Raw genomic sequence first — 16,321 nt, 5'->3', positions numbered from 1 at the left:
AATAAAAACCAAACAAAACATAAATTATTATTACTAAATTACACAAAATAATAAAAAAACAACAAAAAAAGCATCCTATTATACCCTTTTAAATACAGATAATTAAATTATATTTTTTTTAACGAATTATGATAATTGCTAGTTTTTAATTAATTTTGTGATCTAACATGACCCATTCCAGATTATGATAAAAGAAAAAAACAATACTACACTTACTTTCGAAGATTTCAAAACCGAAGTTTTGAACGACTACAGAATCGCTATTATTAGCCGGGAATGTAGCTTAATAGGTCGTAAAGAAGTATTGACAGGAAAGGCCAAATTTGGAATTTTTGGCGATGGTAAAGAAGTTCCTCAATTGGCGATGGCAAAAGCCTTCAAGAATGGTGACTTCCGCTCGGGATATTACCGCGATCAAACTTTCATGATGGCAATTGGCGAGTTAACTCCTAAACAATTTTTTGCTGGTTTATACGGTCATACCGATTTAAACTTTGATCCAATGTCGGCAGGTAGACAAATGGGTGGACATTTTGTTACTCATAGTTTAAATGAAGATGGTTCTTGGAAAGATCTTACCAAACAAAAAAACTCTAGCGCAGATATTTCTCCTACCGCAGGACAAATGCCTAGATTATTAGGACTTGCACAAGCATCTAAAATATACAGAAACGTAGACGGAATAAAAATCAAAGATAATTTCTCTGTAAATGGTAACGAGATTGCATGGGGAACTATCGGGAACGCTAGTACATCTGAAGGATTATTCTTTGAAACTATAAATGCTGCCGGAGTACTACAAGTGCCAATGGTAATGAGCGTTTGGGATGATGAATACGGAATTTCGGTTCATGCAAGACATCAAACTACCAAAGAAAATATCTCGGAGATATTAAAAGGATACCAACGCGACGAAAACTCAAACGGGTACGAAATCTTTAGAGTTAAAGGTTGGGATTATGCCGAATTAATTGCAACATACGAAGAAGCTGCAGCTATTGCACGCGAAAAACATGTCCCTGTATTAATTCATGTAAATGAATTAACACAACCTCAAGGCCACTCAACTTCGGGTTCTCACGAACGTTATAAAAACGCAGCAAGACTGGCTTGGGAAAAAGATTTTGACTGTATTCGCCAAATGCGTTTATGGATGATTGCTATTAATATAGCATCACCAGAAGAGTTGGACGAAATTGATATGGAATTAAAAAAAGAAGTTCTCGATGCCAAAAAAGAAGCATGGAACTCTTTTATAGATCCAATTATTCAAGATCAAAAAGTATTGCTTACTTTATTAGAAACTACTGCAAATAACAGTACTGATAATAAGGAACAAATCTTAAAACTAACAAGCGAATTAGCGGCTATAAAATCTCCTCTAAAAAAGGAAATGCTTGCAACAGCCAGAAAAATATTGCGTTTAGTTGTAAATGAAGACAGTAAAACCGAATTAGCAAACTGGATTACTGCATACATTGCAACAACGCAAGAAAGATTCAGCAGCAATTTATTTTCAGATTCTAATCTTAATGTTTTCTCTGTAGAGAAAGTTTTACCACAATACGAGGCAAACAGCCTAGATGTTGATGGAAGAATGATTGTAAGAGATAACTTTGATGCCATCTTTACTAAATATCCAGAAACCTTAATCTTTGGAGAAGATGTAGGAAACATTGGCGATGTAAACCAAGGTTTAGAAGGAATGCAAGAAAAATATGGAGAACTTCGTGTTGCCGATGTAGGTATTCGTGAAGCAACCATAATAGGTCAAGGAATAGGAATGGCTTTAAGAGGATTACGCCCTATTGCCGAAATCCAGTATTTAGATTATTTACTATATGCAATCCAAATCATGAGTGATGATTTGGCTACTTTACAATATAGAACCGTAGGAAAACAAAAAGCACCATTAATAATCAGAACACGTGGACACCGTTTAGAAGGTATCTGGCATTCGGGTTCTCCAATGGGAATGATTATAAATGCAATACGTGGAATACATGTACTTGTACCTAGAAACATGACTCAAGCAGCTGGGTTTTACAACGCATTATTAGAATGTGATGAACCTGCGCTAGTAATCGAATGTTTAAACGGATATAGATTAAAAGAAAAAGCACCTACAAACTACGGAGAATTTAAAACACCAATTGGTGTTGTTGAAACCCTAAAAGAAGGTAAAGATATTACGCTAGTTTCTTACGGATCGACTTTGCGATTGGTAGAACAAGCAGCTATCGAGTTGCAACAAGTTGGTATTGACTGTGAAATTATCGATTTACAATCATTACTTCCGTTTGATATCAATCAAGATATTGTAAAAAGTATTGCCAAAACAAATCGTCTTCTTGTAATAGACGAAGATTTACCAGGTGGAGCTTCTGCTTATATCTTGCAACAAATTATCGAGCAACAAGATGCATACATGCATTTAGATAGCAAACCACAAACATTAACTGCAAAAGCGCACCGACCAGCATACGGAACCGATGGCGATTACTTCTCTAAACCTTCAGCCGAAGATATTTACGAAAAAGTATACAGCATGATGCATGAGGTTAATCCTTCTAAATTCCCTAATTTATATTAAGAATTTAGTTTGATTATCAAATATAAAAAAAAGCTCCAAATTGTAATGATTTGGAGCTTTTTGCTTGAAGGTTTTGAGATGCAAAGGTTCAAAGGTACAAAGGCTTCTGTTTGAGTAAAACAGGATTGAGAGTATTTACTCACTACTTTTGTTTACTCACAATATTGCCAGGCGGAGTCGAAGCCCCGTTTACAGAATCGACAATTATACAATAAATTCTATTTAGACAACAAAAGCACTCTGGCCTTCTCCAAATCCTCCGGTGTATCAATTCCAATACCTACATGAGTAGTTTCGACCATTTTTATGCGCTTTCCAAACTCCAAATAGCGCAATTGCTCCAACTTCTCCGAAGCCTCAAGCGATTTCATTGGTAAGCTATAAAAATCTAATAAAGCTTGTTTTCTAAAAGCGTAAATCCCAATATGCTGAAAATAACGCACACCAACTGCTACATCTCTAGGATACGGAATAACCGAACGAGAAAAATACAAAGCAAACCCACTTTGATCCACCACAACTTTTACATTGTTAGGATTATTTATTTCGGTTTCATCTTTAATTTCACGCATTAAAGAAGCCAAATCAACTTTTTTGTCTGAGTCATTTCTGAAAACTTCAATTACTTTTGCCAGCGGCTCAGCATCGATAAAAGGTTCATCGCCTTGTACATTTATAACAATATCAACTTCCAGATTCTGGATAGCTTCAGCAATCCTATCACTCCCCGATTCATGTTCTTTAATACTCATAATGGCTTTACCTCCATTTGAGACAATCTCATCAAATATAATATCCGAATCTGTTACAACAAATACATCATCAAATAAATTGGTTTGTATTGCGGCTTGATACGTTCTTAAAATTACTGTTTTGCCGCCCAAATCTTGCATTAGTTTGGCGGGAAATCGTGTAGAAGCGTAACGTGCGGGAATAACTGCTATTATTTTCATTTCTTGAATGTATTAGTGATAAATCGTAAAAACAAATATACCTATTCACAATCAGGTATTAAAAAATTATTTCTAACATATTTCTTAAATAATTAAACTTTAATATGTTATAAAATATTTATTTTTATGAGAAAAAAAGTATGAAAAGATTATTAGCACTTCTCCCTCTCTATTTCTTTTTAGTAATAAATAATTCATTTGCGCAAAAGAATGAACCCTCAATTATAAACTCATTTTCAGACCGAGTATTTCCTGGTAAAGGATATTTACCATTAGGCGACATTAAATGGAAATTTAAAACCGATGGCAAAATATTCTCTTCGCCAATAGCCAAAAACGGAATTGTATTTATTGGTAGCGAAGATGGTTTTCTTTATGCTATCGAAGAGAAATCTGGAAATTTAAAATGGAAATTCAAAACTAATGGAGCAATCCATAGTTCACCAAGTATTTACGAAAACACTATCTTTTTCGGCAGTTTCGATGGCTGTTATTATGCCGTAAATACAACAACTGGTAAAGAAGTCTGGAAATTTAAAACAGGTGGAGAAAACTGGTATAGTGATCTTAGAATATTGAGCACGGAGCCAAATAACAAACCCATGGATGATTTATGGGACTTTTATTTATCATCGCCTGTGGTTTATAAAGACAATAAATCGGCTTCGGTATTATTTGGGAGTAGTGATGGAAATGTATATTCGCTTGACGCAAAAAAAGGAAGCTTAAACTGGAAATTCAAAACCGAAGGTCCAATTCATAGCACACCAGTTCTAGATAAAAATACTTTATACATTGGTAGTTGGGATGCTAAACTATACGCTATAAATTGTAAAACAGGAAAAGAAAAATGGAAATTTACTACCGAAGACAAAATAGGATTCAAAGGAATTCAATCTTCTGTAGCTGTTGCGGATGGAATGGTATATTTTGGTGCCAGAGATCCTCATTTTTTTGCTTTAGATTCTGAAACAGGAAAACTAATCTGGAAATACGATGCCGAAAGTTCATGGATTCTCAGCTCTGCTGTAATACTAAACAATATTATATATGTTGGAACTTCAGACACTTATGCCTTACTTGCTTTAGATTCTAAAACTGGAAAAGAACTATATCGCTTTAGAACAAGCGGATATGTATATTCAAGTCCTGCAATTTCTGGAAACACTATTTATTTTGGAGATTTTACAGGTAATTTCTTTTCATTGGATATTCTTTCGCTTGGCAAAATATCTAATTTTATAAGCACCGATAGTAGAAAAAAACATGCTGCCGAAATTCTAAAAAATGACCAACTAGACTTTACATACGCAGCCAAAAATTCGGATTTATCTCAATATAAAGAAACTAAAAAAGTTATGGATGAGTTTTATAAACTTGGTCCAATTGTTTCTTCTCCATTTATTAGTAACAATACCATTTATTTCGGGAGTACCGATGGGTATTTTTATGCTATTGGATTGTAAAATTTTATTTAGCTCACTTCAAAAAGGAACGCGGATGATACTGATTCGCCAAGGCGAAGACGCAGATAAAAACGAATTTTTAAAACAATAAATAGAAATCCGTTTTAATCCGCGTTTTTACTTTTGTAAATCCGTATCATCCGCGTTCCACTTATAGACAATCTTTGCCAAAATCGCAAAGAAAAACACTTTGTAGAAAACTGGAACTGTGACTAAAACTGTACACTATTTCTGTTATATAATCTTAACCGAAGTCATACTCAATGAACCAGCCAATAGTTTATCATTAAATAAACTTAACTCTTCGGATTTATCTTTTAAGCCTAACGTATAAAGCAACGGTAAATAATGATCTGGTGTTGGAATCGCTAATTGAATCGCTTTATCCATTTTCTCGTAATTAATAAGCGGTTGAAAGTTTCCATCCAGCAAATAATCATTAATAGTTTGTCGAGCTTCTATCGCCCAATCGTGGCCATAATTATCTCTATCGTAATTATGAAAATCGACTAATCTTAAATTATGGACAATATTACCACTACCAATAATCAAAACTCCTTTATGACGTAAGGATTGTAATTTTTGAGCCAACTCAAAATGATATTGCCCCGATTTTGTATAATCAATACTTAACTGAATCACCGGAACATTTGCTTCAGGATATAAATGCTTTATCACACTCCATGCCCCGTGATCCAAGCCCCAGGTTTCATCTAATTCTATTTCGACAGGAGTAAGTATTCTTTTAGTTTCAACAGCTAATTCCGGACTTCCTTTGGCAGGATATTGTACATCAAACAAGGCTTGTGGAAAACCTCCAAAATCATGAATAGTTTTAGGCATTTCCATCGCCGTAACTTTTGTTCCTTTGGTGTACCAATGTGCTGAAATACACAAAATAGCATTCGGCTGAGGCAATGTTTTTGCTAAGTTTCTAAATCCTGCAACAAACTCATTTTCTTCGATAGCATTCATCGGATTCCCATGCCCTAGAAACAAAACTGGCATTTTATCTGTATTCGAAAACGTAGACGAAAACGTAGACGAAATCGAATGTAAATCGTTTAGTGTTGTCATTGTAAAACTGATTTTCTAACACGAATTGCACTAATTTTCACTAATCTCAATCTAAAAAACAATTCGTGCTTATTCGTGTTTTATTCCTCAAAGCTCTCATCTTTAAAGCCTATCAAATATAATTTATTTTTTGCTCTTGTCATAGCAGTGTACAACCATCTTATGTAGTCACGGTCGATACCGTTTGGCAAATAAGGTTGTTCTATAAAGACTGTATCCCATTGCCCACCTTGCGATTTATGACACGTTATTGCATAAGAGAATTTTACTTGTAAACCATTAAAATACTCGTTGGCTTTTACCTTTTGGAATTTCTTATATTTTGTAGTTTCATTATCATAATCTTTCATCACCTCTTCATACAATCTATTCGATTCTTCGAAGGTTAACGATGGTGATTCGCTTTTTATAGTATCCAATAATAAAACCGTTTCAAAAGGTTTCTGATTTGGATAATCGACCATTCGTATTTTTACTTTCGCAAATTTGAAACCGTATAATTCCTGAATACTAAATATTTCCAGAATCTCGATAATATCACCATTGGCAATAAAACCAGCTTCATCAGAATCTTTTAGCCAGAAATAATTGTTCTTAACTACCATCAGGAAATCTCCTGTAGAAAGATCGCTTTCTTTAAACAAAATCTTGGTACGAATTTGTTCGTTATACTGATTGGCTCTTTTATTAGAACGCACAATAAACGCCGTATCTTCAATACTATAATTACTATATGCAGAGTTTATCGCATCCTGAATATCGTAACCATCTGTTAATCGTACAATATCTTTAAACTTCTTTACATCAAACCTAAACTCGGTAATAAAACTTTCTTTTAGTAATTCACGTAATTCCGTAGCATTAAATAAGATTCCTGAGTTTTCCTCCTGACGCATTACTTCGTCAAGTTCTATATGCTCAATTTCTTTGTTATAATTTACGCTTAACGTATGAATATCTAGTGCTGGACTAATATCTAAATTTACTGGTGGCAACTGAGCCGTATCTCCCAATAAAATCATTTTACAATTGGTTCCCGAATACACGTATGAAATCAAATCATCTAATAAAGAACCGTTTTCATATAATTTAGAATCCGAATTACTATCTGAGATCATCGAAGCCTCATCGACTATAAAAATGGTATTTTTATGCTTGTTTTGCTGAATGGTAAACGAAACTCCACCGCCAGAAGATTTCTTAGGGAAATATATTTTTTTATGGATTGTAAAAGCGGGTTTCTCCGAATAATTAGCAATTACTTTTGCAGCACGACCTGTTGGCGCAAGCAAAACATATTTCTTATCAATCTCGGCTAAATTATTTACAATGGTCGAAATTACCGTAGTTTTTCCTGTTCCTGCATATCCTTTTAGTACAAAAATCGTATCATTTGCTGTATCGGTTAAAAATATAGCAATCTTCTGAAAAAAAATATCCTGTTTATAGGTCGGAGAAAAAGGGAATTTTTTTTGTAAAAGACTATAAAACAGGGAAGAACTCATAACGGTTATATTAATGTAAAATTATCATCAAATATAGGTATCAAACGCGAGGGAACCACATAAAATCCCAAATGAATAAAAAAAAATTGTAAGTTTGTCATCACGTTTAATTCTATCTTGATTCTTAACAAGAATTGAATTCTAAATCCATTTATGCAATCACAAAATACAAATATAACATCAAAAAAGTACAAAAAGCTTTCCATTCAGGTTTCACTGGCTGGGCTTTCGTTTTGTTGTTTTGATACATTAAACAATACAATATTATCTTTAAACGAAGTCACTTTTGACACGTCTCACAAAACTAGCAAAATTGAAGATTTGTTTGCCGATGCTTTTAGCAAACATCCAGAACTTAAAGATACTTATGATCAAATAACGATAATACATAACAACAATTTATCAACGTTTGTTCCTACTGCCCTATTTGACGAAAACTTTTTAGGCAGTTATTTACAATACAATACCAAGGTTTTTGAAACTGATTTTTTTGTTTTCGACGAAATTTCTAATTATCAAATGAATGCTGTTTACATTCCGTATGTAAACATCAACAACTTTTTTATTGACCAGTTTGGCACTTTCGAATACAAACACGCCAATAGTATTCTTGTCGAAAAGCTTTTGGATGGATCCAAAAACAATGACGATAAAACAATGGTTGTCAATTTTAATTTGGGACATTTCGAAATTATTGTGGTGCAAAACCAAAAACTATTATTATTTAATTCTTTTGAATATCAAACTCCTGAGGATTTTATTTATTATTTGCTGTTTACAGCAGAACAACTTAATATGAACCCCGAGAGTTTTAAACTTGAATTGTTAGGAACGATTTCTGAAAAAGACGATTTTTTTGCAATCGCTTATAAGTATATCCGAAATGTATCCTTGTTTGACGTATCTAACTTAGAAAAAAATAATTCTTTTTCGACGGCTCAAAATCAACAACATTTTATACTTTTTCAATCATGAGAATCATTTCAGGAAAATACAAAGGAAGACGCATATCTCCACCCAAAAACCTTCCGGTAAGACCTACAACTGACATGTCTAAGGAAGCATTATTTAATGTTTTGAATAACCATTTTAGTTTTGAAGGCTTAAAGGTATTAGATTTGTTTGCGGGAACTGGAAACATCAGTTATGAATTTGCATCTCGTGGTTGCACTCCAATTACATCTGTAGATGGTGATTTTGGTTGTGTAAAATTCATCAAGCAAGTAGCAGCCGAATTTGACTTTAATATTGCCGCAACAAAAAGTGACGTATTTAAATTTTTAGAAAGCTGTAAAACATCTTACGATATTATTTTTGCAGATCCTCCGTATGCTTTGGATCAGGCTACATTCGAAAAAATTGTAATGTTAGTTTTTGAGAGAGAGCTTTTGCAAGATGATGGAATGATGATTATCGAACATTCTAAATATACTAAATTAGATCATTTGAGTAATTTCTCATTTAAGAAAAGTTATGGTGGTTCATTCTTTAGTTTCTTCGAATTTGATTCTTCCGAAGATGAAGAAATAAGCCTTAAAGCTGCAACAAAAAGTACCGAAGAAGACGAAGGTTAATAAACACCCAAGTTATCATAATATAAAGAGGCTGTCCGAAAAGTAATTTTCAGACAGCCTCTTTGCTTATTTAAACAAGTTTATGACATTCTAAGTCCCAGAGGGACGTTATATTTATAGAAATTCACAAACCCATTTTATAAACCCCATCGGGGTGACATATATAGCAATCTAAAAAAAACAAAATGGCGCTACGCTGTAGCTCTTTAGCAATAGATTCTATAAAAAATGCTATAAACATTATGCTCCGCTGGAGCAATTAGCAATCATGTTTTCAAAAAACTCTAAAAAACTAACTTAATGACATTACGCTTCGGGACTATGTGTTAAATAAATTTTATCGAATCCTGTTTGAATCATCTACATTTTTTTCCTTAAACTGTGAATCTTTTATTTTTCCGAAAGAATATTTTATAGCAATCGAAATTTCGTGCCAATCAACCTGATATCTTGCCTTCGAACTAACGTTATTAATAGTAAACTGTTCTTCTTCGATATTACTATTAAAAACATTATTACACGTTAAAGTACAATTCCAGTTTTTGAAAAAAGTTTTAGAAAGCGCCATATCTACAATAAATCTTTCGTTTCGCTCAAAAACACCTTTGTTTTGTTTAGTCAATCCCCAGCCAGATACAGTAAGAGTAAATCCTTTGGAAAGTTTAAATTCATTATTTGAGTAATAATACAAATAGGGTTTTGAAGCTAAAAACATAGCTGATTTATCTTCTATTTTTTCTAAAATAAAAACCAATGAATTTGTCGTTGTCCAAAATCTATAAGTAAATGGTAATGTGAAATCCAGGTTAAATCCTGTTTCTTTATCAAAATTGATATCTTTAAACGTCATGATATTTTGTTCCTCATCATATATAAAACTATTATAAACTGGGTTTGTGTTTTGATAATAACTTAGCTTAACCGATTTGTCATGATACTGAAAGGTAGATGAGATTTCATTAATAATAGTCGGATCCAAATTTATATTTCTGCCATATAAAAAGTAAGGATTAATATACGTTGTTCCCTGACTTAAAGAAGAATAATTGGGTCTCGAAATACTTTTGGCATAATTTACACTAATGCTTTTTGTACTATCTATTGGGAAAGTAAGTTGTGCTTTGGGGAAAAAATTAGTGTAATTCTTATCAATCAAAGGCAATAAATCGGTTTTAAATTTTCCGTTTACATTAGTATTCTCCACTCTTATCCCAACCGAAAAATCTACTTTCTTAATCTTACCCGATAACTGACTATATCCCGCTAAATTTTGCTCTTTAAAATCATAATGGCTCAATACATTTTTATTGGTTTCAGAATAAAATATATCAAAATCTGATTTTGAATCGGCAGAAGAATACAATCCTCCAACTTCGAATTTCATTTCATTTTTAAACTTTTTCTCAATATCTATTCTTCCTAAAAAAACACCAACTTTAAACTTTTGATCTCGGATTTGTGTCAAACCAAACTCTGTATCATTAAAATTGTTTTCTACTTCACTCCATAATCCCTGATCAAAATTAGAATATTGCAAGCCTGTAAAAACCTGCGTATCGATAGCTTTTATTTTCTTAGAATAATTTAAAAATGTGTTTACAAAATCCTTATTGCTATCATTATCACTAAAGGTTACAACATTGTTTTCGACATTATCTTTTTTATTATAAGTACTCGTATTAATATCAAAAGTGTCTTTTTGCAACTTGCTGTTTATACTAAACGAGAAATAATCATCCTCATTTAACTTATAAAATAATCCACCTCCAAAAATATACTGTTTGCGTTTGGTATAAGCTTCAACATCATAATCTGAAACAATATTTGCATTAGCAATCTCATAATCGATACTATGATTTTCCCAAGGTTGCAATTGATTGTAATTAAAATTAGCCTTCCATTCTAGTTTGTTTTTCTTGAAACTAGAATTAAACCCAAGATAATTATTGTATCTTTTTTTAAAAGACGCTACTTCAGAAATGTCCGTTTTAAAACTATCTTTTTTACTAAATTTTCTTGTTATCAAAATCACAGCACGTCCTTCGGCTTCATATTTAGCCGATGGATTCTGGATAATCTCAATATTCTTTATATCATCTACCGATAGCGCATTTAAGTCATTCATCCCCACTCTTTGGTTATCGATGTAAATAAGGGGCGTTCCTTTGCCTACAATCGAGATATTCTCTTTGTCTGAACTTATAATAATAGTAGGTAACTTAGATAATAAATCTAGTGTGTTAGGAACAGAGTTATAAACCGAATTAGCAACATCTATTTTAATATTTCCGTTTTGATTCGAAAATGTTTTTGCTTTTGCACTAATAACGACTTCTTCTAATTTATTCGAAATACTATCCTTTGGCGTTTCGCTTTGTGCATATCCAAATGCAGAAACTAGAAGACAAATTGCAATTATTATTATTTTAATCATCTTTTAAGTAAATTAAGAATCCAATTCAAACAATCTTCTGTATCCATTATCGACCAAGAATGCGGATTTTTACTCCCGTTTAATCTCACTCCTTTTCCTTGACTTATAATTACACTTGCATTATTATTCCCCATAACTTTCAATTGGTTTATCATCCCAACTATGTCAATCCCGTTCCAGTCATACAAATCACGGTGACGTTCATTAATTAGCCAGTTAACATCGAGATCTGTGTACATGCGAATAGGCATATTTTTTAAATATTTTGCATTGCCTCCATCTTTTGCTCCATAAGAAAAAATAGAAGCATCAATATATTTTTCCGGGAATTGATCAGGCGAACCGCCATACAAAGTATCCCAATTATCCTTTATCCATTTTGCTTCATTTGCTCCAGCTTCAGAAAAATTTCTTTTAATTTCTCTTTCACAATATTTATAAAAACGAGCTTGATCCAGCGGAGCATCCAAAGCGAAAATTCCTTTAGGAGTTAAGAATAATTTGTTTGGATTTTTAATGGCGTTTTCCGCATAAGTCAAAGAAATAATACCGCCACTCGATAAACCTCCTAAAATAAAATTCTCCTTAGAGACCTTGTACTTTCTTACAACTTCATCAAAAATCTTGTCTAAAAAAGAAAATTCAGCTTCACGACTATCCGTTCCCCAATTTATTGAAGGAATAATTACCAGAATACCTTTTTTAACAGCTAACTCATGCAGTGTTATTTGTTTTAATAAATCTTCTGTAGATTCCCCTCCAGATGGCAAAATTACCAAAGCCCCTATAATATCCGTTTTTGGAACCATTTTGTAATAATGCAATGATTGAGAGTCTTCGTCATTGACATATATATCATTGGTATCTAAATAATCAACAGTTACTTTTTCCACTTTTTGCCCATAACAAAATGTAATTCCAAACAGAATCAGCATTGATAATCGTTTTTTCATAATTTGTCTTTTTTCTATATATTTCGATTGCAAAAATGGTTCTAAAAACTCCTGTTGAAAGTTAATCGTAGGTTAATGCAGGGTTAATGCATAAATTAAAAGATAAAAGCTTTATTTTTGGGATGTATTTATTGGATGAAATGAAACACAGAATCAACTTATTAATCTTTTTATCAGCTATCGCTCTGGTGGTTTTATCTGTTGTGCAATGCTATTTGGTAAAAACAACTTATGATTATAAAGTAGCACAGTTTCACTCAGAGATTAAGAATGAAATTGCTTTTATCACAAATGATTATAGCGATATCGATTCGACAATTGTCAACAAAAAAGAACATCTCTACAAGCAATTAGCTGAGAATTATATACATGATAAGAAAACAAAATCGGACATTAAAACCGCTTTGCTTCAAAATGAATTTCGAGGTGAACTAACCCGAAAATTGCAACAGAAGTTTAATAGAGAAATTCCAAATTTCTCTATAGATTTTGCCATTGTACTCAACAAGTTTATCATCTATAATAGTTCTAAAAAAGCCGATACAATTTTCTCCGAAAAGCCATTTATAAAAAACAAATTATATGGTAATCTGGCTTCTTTAGACAATGCCTTTTTAGTCCGAAATTATGTGGGTACAACAAACGGAACAGCACAAATGCAAGATTATAATTTGCTCACCGAAGATTCTATGTACGTATCGGTTATCGATTGGGAAATGATAATATTAAAAAGGATGAGCATGATTTTATTCTTGTCCCTACTATCAATCTTAACCTTGATAACACTTTTTGTAATTGCCATAAAAGCATTGATAAAACAGAAAAAAGTAAGCGATATAAAGACCGATTTCATCAATAATATCACACACGAGCTCAAAACGCCTTTAACGACTCTGGCTATTTCAACCAAAATACTAGAGCGAAAAGACATTCGTGACAACGAAATTCATTTCAACTCGATTCTTAATACCATTTCGCGTCAAAACAACCGTTTACAGAGTTTGATAGACCAAGTTCTGGCAAATTCTCTAGATGAAAATGAAATGGAAATGCAGAAAGAAAAGATTATTACCGAGTCTTTCTTAAATGCAATTATCGAAGATTTTAAAATTGCATATCCTAAAGTTAAGATAGAAACTCATTTCGGCACAAACGAAACTACTCTTGTATTAGATAAATTTCACTTAACAACAGCAATCTTAAATGTGCTCGAAAATGCAGTAAAATATGGCTCGAATACCATTGTTATAAAAACTACATTAATCCAAAACCAATTTAATCTTAGTATTCAGGATGACGGAATCGGGATTTCTAAAAGCAAACATTCTTTACTTTTTGATAAATTCTATCGTGTAGAACAAGGCAATCTACACAATTCTAAAGGATTGGGATTAGGACTTTATTATGTAAACCAAATCATCAAAGCCCATCAAGGTACGATTGCGGTAATAAGCGATTTAGGAAAAGGAGCTAAGTTTTATATTAGTATTCCGTTAAGTTAAGTTTTTAGTTGCAGTTTCCGTTTTCAGTCGCAATTATTACTCTAAAAACAATATCAATTTTCCGTCTCTTTGTGCCTTAGCTGCAAAATAAATTTATAATCCAAAATGAAAAAAATACTTTTAGCCGAGGATGATTCCGATTTTGCAAACGTGCTCAAACAATACCTAGAATTGTATGATTATGATGTTACTTGGGCCGAAAACGGTCAGGAAGCATTAGCTATTTTTCAAACTACAACATTCGATATTTGCGTATTCGATGTCATGATGCCTATTATTGACGGATTTACGCTTGCCGAAAAAATCATCAAAATCAATCCCGAAATTCCATTCATCTTTCTCACAGCAAGAAAACTTAAAGAAGATAAAATAATTGGATTAAAACTCGGTGCAGACGATTACATTGTAAAACCCTTTGAAGCCGAAGAACTTATCTTACGCCTAAATAACATTCTGAAAAGAAGCCAACAAAAAACATCTCTTTTCTCAGAAACCAACGAGTTACAAATTGGAGATTATTTATTTGATACCAAACGATTATCATTAAGAAAGGACAACAAAAACCAACAACTTACAGAGAAAGAAGCTGCGCTTATTCATTTCTTTTACACGCATAAAAATCAAATGCTAAAAAGAGAACAAATCCTAAAATCGATTTGGAAAAATGACGACTTTTTTTCAGGCAGAAGCATGGATGTTTATATCAGTAAAATTCGAAAATACTTTAAAGACGATTCCCGTATTAGTATCGATAGCATCCGTAATATCGGACTGGAATTTAAGATAAGTGATTAATTACTCTCGTGTGTAGCTAATTTATCCAAAATCATCTGATATGTTGGTGTTTCAATTTCATACTTCAAACCTTCATTTACTACAAATTCAGTAAGAGATGAAAGTTCGATTTTTCTTCCTGCCAACAAATCACGGTGCATAGACGAAGTGGCATCACGAGGTGTTTTCTCCAATTTCAGGATAGTTTGCATTACAATATCATTAGGAAGATTCAGTCCTTTTACAGCCGCAATCATAGTGATTTCATTCAGCAATGAAACATATAAATTTCGGCTAGAAGCATTTTCCATGATTTCACCAATATTCTGATTCAAGTAAGAAGTAGCTGAAGCCAAAGACGATATAAAAACAAACTTCTCCCAAACTGTTTCTTCTATATTATCAACAAGATAACTTTCGATTTTAGCATTCTGAAAAATGGTTTGCAATGCCTTCATTCTATAAACCGAAGCACTCTCAGAACCAAAAAACAACTTTTCGTAAATTCCTGTTTTTTTAATAACACCAGGCTCAGCAATCATCGAAACGATGTAAACACAACCTTGCAAAACTTCATTATCAGGAAAAATGATACTAATACGTTCCGTGGCATCAACGCCATTATATAAAGGAAGGAAAACAGTATTCTTGGTAATACATTTTTTTATAGCATCAAGACTTTCTTCAATATCATAGGTTTTAGTAGCACAAATAAGGTAATCTAGTTTCCCAATTACATCAGGATCATTAGATACTACAGTCGGGAAAACAATCGTTTCTCCTTCATCAGTACTAATTTTAAGACCCGATTTGGCAATAACCTCCATAGTTTTACCACGCGCAATAAAAACGACTTCTATAGCATCGTTTTCGGCGTAGGCTTTCGCCAAAAGTCCACCAAAATAACCACCTACTCCACCCAATCCTAAAATTCCAATTCTTGTTTTCATATTATTTTTTTTGCCACTCCCAATCTCGACGGTTCGAAACGGGATAAAAAGATTCCACAGATTAAAAAACGTAAATATTCATAATCTACGTCTTTGCATCATGTTTAATTTCAGAAATAACTAGTGAAGATTTTTCATGAAAATAAATTTAATACTCTCACAAATATAAAAAAATGCAGACCTATAAGCCGGATTCTGTTCTTGTTATTACTAACAATACCTTATCATTTATCTAGACTTACAATTACTCATAAGTTCAAGCTATCTACCCTTCAGCAACGAACGAGAAGCCCTTAAATGCTGATATACTTGATATTTCACCGCATAGAGTTTACCTGTTTTCACTACAGCATTACCTGTACATACTTTCTGCTGCACTTGTCCTAACGCTATTTCTAACGCCGACGGGTGTTACCCGCTATGCTTCTCTGTGGTGTCCGGACTTTCCTCCCCTCACCTAAATGAGCGACGATAAGGCGGTCTGCGAGGCAAATTTAGCGTTTTTATTGCTCTCTTTTCTCCATTATAAAATTTACTTTA

The 16,321-nt window shown here is 32.9% G+C and carries 12 protein-coding genes and 1 other RNA gene; 6 read left to right on the top strand and 7 right to left on the bottom strand.

From position 1 onward, the window contains the following. Positions 1–184: 184 nt before the first annotated feature. Positions 185–2,593 (top strand): thiamine pyrophosphate-dependent enzyme, encoded by a 2,409-nt coding sequence (locus ACJ6WR_RS19330; RefSeq protein WP_409416169.1) that lies wholly within the window; start codon positions 185–187, stop codon positions 2,591–2,593. A gap of 218 nt (positions 2,594–2,811) precedes the next feature. Here ACJ6WR_RS19330 and kdsB read toward each other — a convergent pair whose 3' ends face one another. After that, a complete protein-coding gene (gene kdsB, locus ACJ6WR_RS19325; protein ID WP_039119328.1) occupies positions 2,812–3,546 on the bottom strand; it encodes a 3-deoxy-manno-octulosonate cytidylyltransferase in 735 nt (244 codons plus the stop codon). A gap of 140 nt (positions 3,547–3,686) precedes the next feature. Here kdsB and ACJ6WR_RS19320 point away from each other — a divergent pair, with 140 nt between their 5' ends. Beyond that, entirely contained in the window at positions 3,687–5,012 is a 1,326-nt protein-coding gene (locus tag ACJ6WR_RS19320) for a PQQ-binding-like beta-propeller repeat protein (protein ID WP_409416168.1), read from the top strand. A 234-nt stretch (positions 5,013–5,246) separates the two neighbouring features. Here the strand turns inward: ACJ6WR_RS19320 and ygiD are convergent, their stop codons facing one another. Together ygiD and ACJ6WR_RS19310 are read right to left on the bottom strand one after the other, a co-directional pair. Continuing rightward, the gene (ygiD, locus tag ACJ6WR_RS19315; RefSeq protein WP_409416167.1) at positions 5,247–6,089 is read right to left on the bottom strand and encodes a 4,5-DOPA dioxygenase extradiol; all 843 of its coding nucleotides are present in this window, start codon (positions 6,087–6,089) and stop codon (positions 5,247–5,249) included. 80 nt (positions 6,090–6,169) lie between these two features. Beyond that, a complete protein-coding gene (locus tag ACJ6WR_RS19310) occupies positions 6,170–7,594 on the bottom strand; it encodes an ATP-dependent RecD-like DNA helicase (protein WP_039116366.1) in 1,425 nt (474 codons plus the stop codon). A gap of 153 nt (positions 7,595–7,747) precedes the next feature. On the opposite strand from ACJ6WR_RS19310, the gene ACJ6WR_RS19305 reads away from it, so the two are divergent. Both ACJ6WR_RS19305 and ACJ6WR_RS19300 read left to right on the top strand, forming a co-directional pair. Then, positions 7,748–8,569, top strand: coding sequence for a DUF3822 family protein (locus tag ACJ6WR_RS19305; RefSeq protein WP_409416166.1), 822 nt, complete (start codon positions 7,748–7,750; stop codon positions 8,567–8,569). Continuing rightward, positions 8,566–9,168, top strand: coding sequence for an RsmD family RNA methyltransferase (locus ACJ6WR_RS19300; RefSeq protein ID WP_039119323.1), 603 nt, complete (start codon positions 8,566–8,568; stop codon positions 9,166–9,168). Before ACJ6WR_RS19305 ends, ACJ6WR_RS19300 begins: the two co-directional genes overlap by 4 nt. A gap of 337 nt (positions 9,169–9,505) precedes the next feature. Here ACJ6WR_RS19300 and ACJ6WR_RS19295 read toward each other — a convergent pair whose 3' ends face one another. Both ACJ6WR_RS19295 and ACJ6WR_RS19290 read right to left on the bottom strand, forming a co-directional pair. Then, positions 9,506–11,602, bottom strand: coding sequence for a TonB-dependent receptor domain-containing protein (locus ACJ6WR_RS19295; protein WP_409416165.1), 2,097 nt, complete (start codon positions 11,600–11,602; stop codon positions 9,506–9,508). Then, positions 11,599–12,555 (bottom strand): hypothetical protein, encoded by a 957-nt coding sequence (locus ACJ6WR_RS19290; protein WP_409416164.1) that lies wholly within the window; start codon positions 12,553–12,555, stop codon positions 11,599–11,601. Before ACJ6WR_RS19290 ends, ACJ6WR_RS19295 begins: the two co-directional genes overlap by 4 nt. A gap of 86 nt (positions 12,556–12,641) precedes the next feature. Between ACJ6WR_RS19290 and ACJ6WR_RS19285 the strand changes: the two genes are divergently transcribed. Continuing rightward, positions 12,642–14,057, top strand: a complete 1,416-nt coding sequence (locus tag ACJ6WR_RS19285; RefSeq protein ID WP_409416163.1) for a sensor histidine kinase — start codon at positions 12,642–12,644, stop codon at positions 14,055–14,057. Positions 14,058–14,162: 105 nt separating this feature from the next. Then, positions 14,163–14,852 carry a response regulator transcription factor gene (locus tag ACJ6WR_RS19280; protein ID WP_409416162.1) on the top strand — a complete coding sequence of 230 codons (690 nt, stop codon included), beginning with the start codon at positions 14,163–14,165 and terminating at the stop codon, positions 14,850–14,852. On the opposite strand, the gene ACJ6WR_RS19275 is transcribed toward ACJ6WR_RS19280, so the two are convergent. Beyond that, positions 14,849–15,781 carry a ketopantoate reductase family protein gene (locus ACJ6WR_RS19275; protein WP_409416161.1) on the bottom strand — a complete coding sequence of 311 codons (933 nt, stop codon included), beginning with the start codon at positions 15,779–15,781 and terminating at the stop codon, positions 14,849–14,851. The genes ACJ6WR_RS19280 and ACJ6WR_RS19275 overlap by 4 nt on opposite strands. A 168-nt stretch (positions 15,782–15,949) precedes the next feature. Continuing rightward, positions 15,950–16,269: RNase P RNA component class A (gene rnpB, locus ACJ6WR_RS19270), an RNA gene on the bottom strand. Positions 16,270–16,321: the final 52 nt, after the last annotated feature.

This window comes from Flavobacterium sp. PS2 (assembly GCF_046250155.1).
Lineage (GTDB): Bacteria > Bacteroidota > Bacteroidia > Flavobacteriales > Flavobacteriaceae > Flavobacterium.
Note: the sequence above shows the minus strand (reverse complement) of the source record. Positions and strands in the feature narration are given on the sequence as shown.

What these genes read in the sequence shown, in the direction of transcription:
- ACJ6WR_RS19275 (WP_409416161.1), bottom strand. Translation starts at nt 15,781, where the DNA reads ATGAAAACAAGAATTGGAATTTTAGGATTGGGTGGAGTAGGTGGTTAT.
- ACJ6WR_RS19290 (WP_409416164.1), bottom strand. Translation starts at nt 12,555, where the DNA reads ATGAAAAAACGATTATCAATGCTGATTCTGTTTGGAATTACATTTTGT.
- ACJ6WR_RS19300 (WP_039119323.1), top strand. Translation starts at nt 8,566, where the DNA reads ATGAGAATCATTTCAGGAAAATACAAAGGAAGACGCATATCTCCACCC.
- ACJ6WR_RS19330 (WP_409416169.1), top strand. Translation starts at nt 185, where the DNA reads ATGATAAAAGAAAAAAACAATACTACACTTACTTTCGAAGATTTCAAA.
- ACJ6WR_RS19320 (WP_409416168.1), top strand. Translation starts at nt 3,687, where the DNA reads ATGAAAAGATTATTAGCACTTCTCCCTCTCTATTTCTTTTTAGTAATA.
- kdsB (WP_039119328.1), bottom strand. Translation starts at nt 3,546, where the DNA reads ATGAAAATAATAGCAGTTATTCCCGCACGTTACGCTTCTACACGATTT.
- ACJ6WR_RS19305 (WP_409416166.1), top strand. Translation starts at nt 7,748, where the DNA reads ATGCAATCACAAAATACAAATATAACATCAAAAAAGTACAAAAAGCTT.
- ygiD (WP_409416167.1), bottom strand. Translation starts at nt 6,089, where the DNA reads ATGACAACACTAAACGATTTACATTCGATTTCGTCTACGTTTTCGTCT.
- ACJ6WR_RS19280 (WP_409416162.1), top strand. Translation starts at nt 14,163, where the DNA reads ATGAAAAAAATACTTTTAGCCGAGGATGATTCCGATTTTGCAAACGTG.
- ACJ6WR_RS19285 (WP_409416163.1), top strand. Translation starts at nt 12,642, where the DNA reads ATGCATAAATTAAAAGATAAAAGCTTTATTTTTGGGATGTATTTATTG.
- ACJ6WR_RS19295 (WP_409416165.1), bottom strand. Translation starts at nt 11,602, where the DNA reads ATGATTAAAATAATAATAATTGCAATTTGTCTTCTAGTTTCTGCATTT.
- ACJ6WR_RS19310 (WP_039116366.1), bottom strand. Translation starts at nt 7,594, where the DNA reads ATGAGTTCTTCCCTGTTTTATAGTCTTTTACAAAAAAAATTCCCTTTT.